The organism is Streptomyces sp. NPDC015127 (genome assembly GCF_043080095.1).
Taxonomy (GTDB): Bacteria; Actinomycetota; Actinomycetes; order Streptomycetales; family Streptomycetaceae; genus Streptomyces.
Genome location: NZ_JBIBVE010000078.1, coordinates 1 through 3706, shown reverse-complemented (window position 1 = coordinate 3706; position 3706 = coordinate 1). Strand labels below are relative to the sequence as shown.

The following is a 3706-nucleotide window of genomic DNA, read 5'->3' as shown; positions in this document are numbered from 1 at the left end:
CATGAGCCGACGGCTCACCCGCGAATCCACCCCGAACTGGCGCGACACATGAACCTCGGACCAAACACTTTCGCCAGGACAAAACGCTCTTTTAGGAAGCGCACGGCAGGTGCGGCGGGCCCAGAGATGCGGTGCATCAACGCTGCCCCTGCACGGAGTACATGAGGCATGAGGTGGCAAGGAAGCCTGGGTCGCTCATAACCCGTCGGGCGTCTTCCAGATCTTTCTGTGTAGCCCCGGCATCTGTCAGGCGGTCTGCGAGATGGATAGTGTTGTGGATCTGCAGAGCGGTACCAGGAGACGTTGCACGCCATTGCTCAACGTAGGGCTCGGCGTCGATGGCTGTGAGCCCTGCTTCGTCCATTGCGTGGGCTATCTTGCGTCCCCACGTGAGTTCGACACCTGCTTCCTCCAGAAGTCGCTGCTTTGCGGCGATGTACTTGGCGTAGGACTTGTGCGTCTGCCTGTCAGAGTTTGGAGCAAGCAGCAGCGGACCGTATGTGGTCTCGTCATAGTCCTCGATCTGCAGCCAGCCACCAGGTCGCAGCGCTTTAGCCAGGCGATTGAGGACGAGTCGTCGCTCAGGCAGGTGGAGCAGGACCAGGCGGGCATGGATGACGTCGAATTCCGCCTCGGGCAGTGGGTCCGTGACGATGTTATGGGCCATGACCTCCAGATTGGGAGCCTTCTTGATGTGCCGAGGTGCGATGTCGGTGGCTAGCACTGACCCAGACGGAGACACGCGTGTAGCCAGCCAGGTGGCGATGCTGCCGCTACCGGCTCCGACTTCCAGGCAGCGCATGCCAGGCTGAATGCTCAGGCGCTCCAGGCGCCGCGTGGTGAGACTGTCGTAAGCCCCGATGAGGTGGCTGTGCTGATCTTCGGCGTGTGCGTCGGCGTTGTCGTACACGTACCCGGGGGCGTTGGTAGCTGCGGCGGTGAAGGACATCAGAGGTGTCTCCGTTGGGGTGGGCGGATATGAGACCCGAGGTCTGTAGTCAGATCGGTTCGCTGGCGGAAGACTGGCCGAGGAGGCGGTCGTGGAGTGGAGTGTTCAGGTAGGGGCGGCGCATGCCGCACATCCCCGGGATGGCCGGGGGTGTGGGAGATGGAGGGAGAGGGGTGACCCGGCCTGGGCGAAGTAGTTTGGGATCAGCTTCATCGACAGCGGCCGCCCTGGCGTGCAGCGCGTCCAGAGCCACGGCCATGGTCCCTTGTGCCACAGTGGCTGCCCAATGCGTGCCCTGTGCATGTTGACGCCGTGCTGCCTCTGTGTAGAAGGCTCTGAGTTGGTGCCGGGCGGTGTCAGTGTCACCTTGTCTCCAGCTGTCTGCGAGCTGGTTGAAGCCGAGCACAGCGGCATCACGACGCTGCCGCACACTCATTTCCGTGCCTGCACAGGCGAGCGTGGCGTAGTCCTTGTCATCACCAGATGCGGCGAAGGGGAACACGGCATCGCCGAGTTCAGCGAGCCAATCGTTCTCCATCACCACCAGAACAGTCAGCGCATCGTCAGAGACAAGACGGTGAACCGTGCCCGGGGTGAAGACAAAAGCGTCACCCGGACCAAGGGAGTACCGGTGGTAGCCACTGCTATCGATGAACTCGGCCGTACCTTGGCCGGAAAGCCCCACATACATTTCGGTACAGATGAGGTGCATATGCGGGGTGCCGCCCCTGAGCCCGTCAGGCCCTGCAGACTCATAGACATTGACCCGGGACATCCCGATGCCGGCAGGAAGCTGTGGCGCGCTCATGAAGCCTCCACGAGGCCCAGGGCACTGCTGAGCCAGCTCTCAAGGAACCGAAGACAGCGCAGGGACCTGTCCACGGGATACGGGTCCGGCAGATCGGCAGTGAAGTGAGAGACGGCGCGACGGAGGTGTGCTCCCAGGGAGTTGTCTGAGATCTCCTGCAGGTGTGGCGTATTGACCCCTTCTCGGAACACGCCGACCGCGCCGCGAGTACGGTTGTCCTGCGCCCATGGCAGCGGTGCATACCAGCCGACGAGCGTGACAGGTTCCCCGTTGGGTCGCATCCCATCGACGCGGGCTATCCGGTGGCGGTTTGAGGGCCCCGTGTGCCATGTGCACAGATGCGGCGAGCTTGAAGGCCCTGGTTCATGAAGCTGCCCGTCAAGTGCTGTGTGAAGGTCAAGGACACATCCTGATTCGGTGACGCACCGGATCAGGGCCCCACCTTGCCTAGTACCGCGCAGATCTCCCGGGGCGAATCCGGCGTGATCCCGGATCCACGCCCCGAGTACTGACCAGTTAGCATCCTCCCCCAGCAAGTCCTCGGCGACTGTAACGAGATGAGGCCCCTCGTAGCCGGTGGCATGCAGAACCGTATCGATGAAGCGACCCTGGAGGACGTCAGGCTGCCGTTGCTTACTCATGTCGACGATGAGCCTCGTCGGAGTCACCTGGAGCTCCTCGATCATGTCGCGTAGACACGAAGTGATTGTAGAGGAGGCGTAGTTCTCGTTGACAACGATCTTGCCCTGGTGGCGTACCAACACCGCGGCGAGCCGCTCAGCATCTTCGGGATGACACACGGGTTTCTCCACCAAAATCCGGGCGCATGGGTCAACGAAACTGATGGAGTCGATGACGTCAATATGTCCTGAAGTGGGCACACATACGTCCCACAGATCGGGATTCACCCGTCGCGCGGCCTCAATACCCGGCAGCAGGACTAGCCCGTCGGCTGCGATATCAGCATGCAAGGCGGTGTGAGGCTCGACAACGCCCAACACCTTCACGCCATTCAGGGTGTGCTGGACGACATGCATCCGGCCTACGGTCCCATAGCCAACCACTACCATCGTTGGCTTGTCAGGCGTGCGTCGCATGGGACAGCTTCCCTGTCTGCGTGGACCACGTGGCCAGGTAACTCCTGCGCCGACGCATGAAAACAGCAGACCATCTGAGGCAAGTGCGGTCACACATTCGAATTCTCCCAGGGGGTAGGAATGTGAGGAGCACGGCATGAGAACGGCTGGGCCGCGGGGGATGCCTGAGACGAGCGGCACCCAGGCGTGAATGTCTGTGTGCGGCCCACCACTACTGCCGGGCTGCGGAGGAGGTCCTAGTCGGCGCTGCCGGCAGGCAGTCGGCGTTCCCAGAAAGCCATCAGGATCTCTTCCAGTCGTGAGGTCGGCGAATCACGGAGTCTCCGTAATAAAGGTGCGCGCGCCCCCCAAACCGAACATGAGTAACCACTGCTCATGGCGTGAGCATGCTGACGTGTTGCGCCGCCCAGCAGCCATTGACGGCTTGAAAGCGTTCCCGCTGGCTCTCCAGCGGCGACGGAGAGTGAGACAGGACGGTCATGCCTGCGGGGGAATGGCTTGCGAGGCGCGCGGGCTGCGGCGACGCAGCGGGCCGACTGCGTGCCCGTCGATGCGTCCAGCCTCTTGCACGTTTCCAGCGGAGCATCGCCCGGCGTACCGCGTACTCTCAACCGCAATCGGAACTGCGACTCCCTCTCGTCAAGCACTCTCCCTTAACGAGGTTCGATGCATCCAGACATGCCGGCACACGAGGGACTCAGCCAGTGACAGGACGCAGCGTCACGTCACCGGAATCCGCCGACCATATGGCCCCAGGGAACCTCTTTCATCCTGAATGCGTGCAGGTCATGAGGGTGTGGACGGCCTGGACGATGGTGCCGATGCGGCGGGTGGAGCATCTGGCCCGCCGGA

The 3706-nt window shown here is 62.4% G+C and carries 3 protein-coding genes and 1 pseudogene; all 4 read right to left on the bottom strand.

Annotated features, from left to right (window positions below; translation table 11 throughout):
- Positions 1 to 136: 136 nt before the first annotated feature.
- On the bottom strand, positions 137 to 949 hold the full coding sequence (locus ACF08N_RS37860; RefSeq protein WP_392329242.1) for a methyltransferase domain-containing protein: 813 nt from the start codon (positions 947 to 949) through the stop codon (positions 137 to 139).
- A 49-nt stretch (positions 950 to 998) separates the two neighbouring features.
- Entirely contained in the window at positions 999 to 1757 is a 759-nt protein-coding gene (locus ACF08N_RS37855) for a cupin domain-containing protein (protein WP_392329241.1), read from the bottom strand.
- Positions 1754 to 2827, bottom strand: coding sequence for a Gfo/Idh/MocA family oxidoreductase (locus tag ACF08N_RS37850; RefSeq protein ID WP_392329243.1), 1074 nt, complete (start codon positions 2825 to 2827; stop codon positions 1754 to 1756). Before ACF08N_RS37850 ends, ACF08N_RS37855 begins: the two co-directional genes overlap by 4 nt.
- Positions 2828 to 3620: 793 nt before the next feature.
- Positions 3621 to 3706: pseudogene (locus tag ACF08N_RS37845) on the bottom strand (IS5/IS1182 family transposase); the annotation flags it as partial.

Coding starts and splice junctions, on each gene's coding strand:
- ACF08N_RS37860 (WP_392329242.1), bottom strand. CDS start 949: ATGTCCTTCACCGCCGCAGCTACCAACGCCCCCGGGTACGTGTACGAC.
- ACF08N_RS37855 (WP_392329241.1), bottom strand. CDS start 1,757: ATGAGCGCGCCACAGCTTCCTGCCGGCATCGGGATGTCCCGGGTCAAT.
- ACF08N_RS37850 (WP_392329243.1), bottom strand. CDS start 2,827: ATGGTAGTGGTTGGCTATGGGACCGTAGGCCGGATGCATGTCGTCCAG.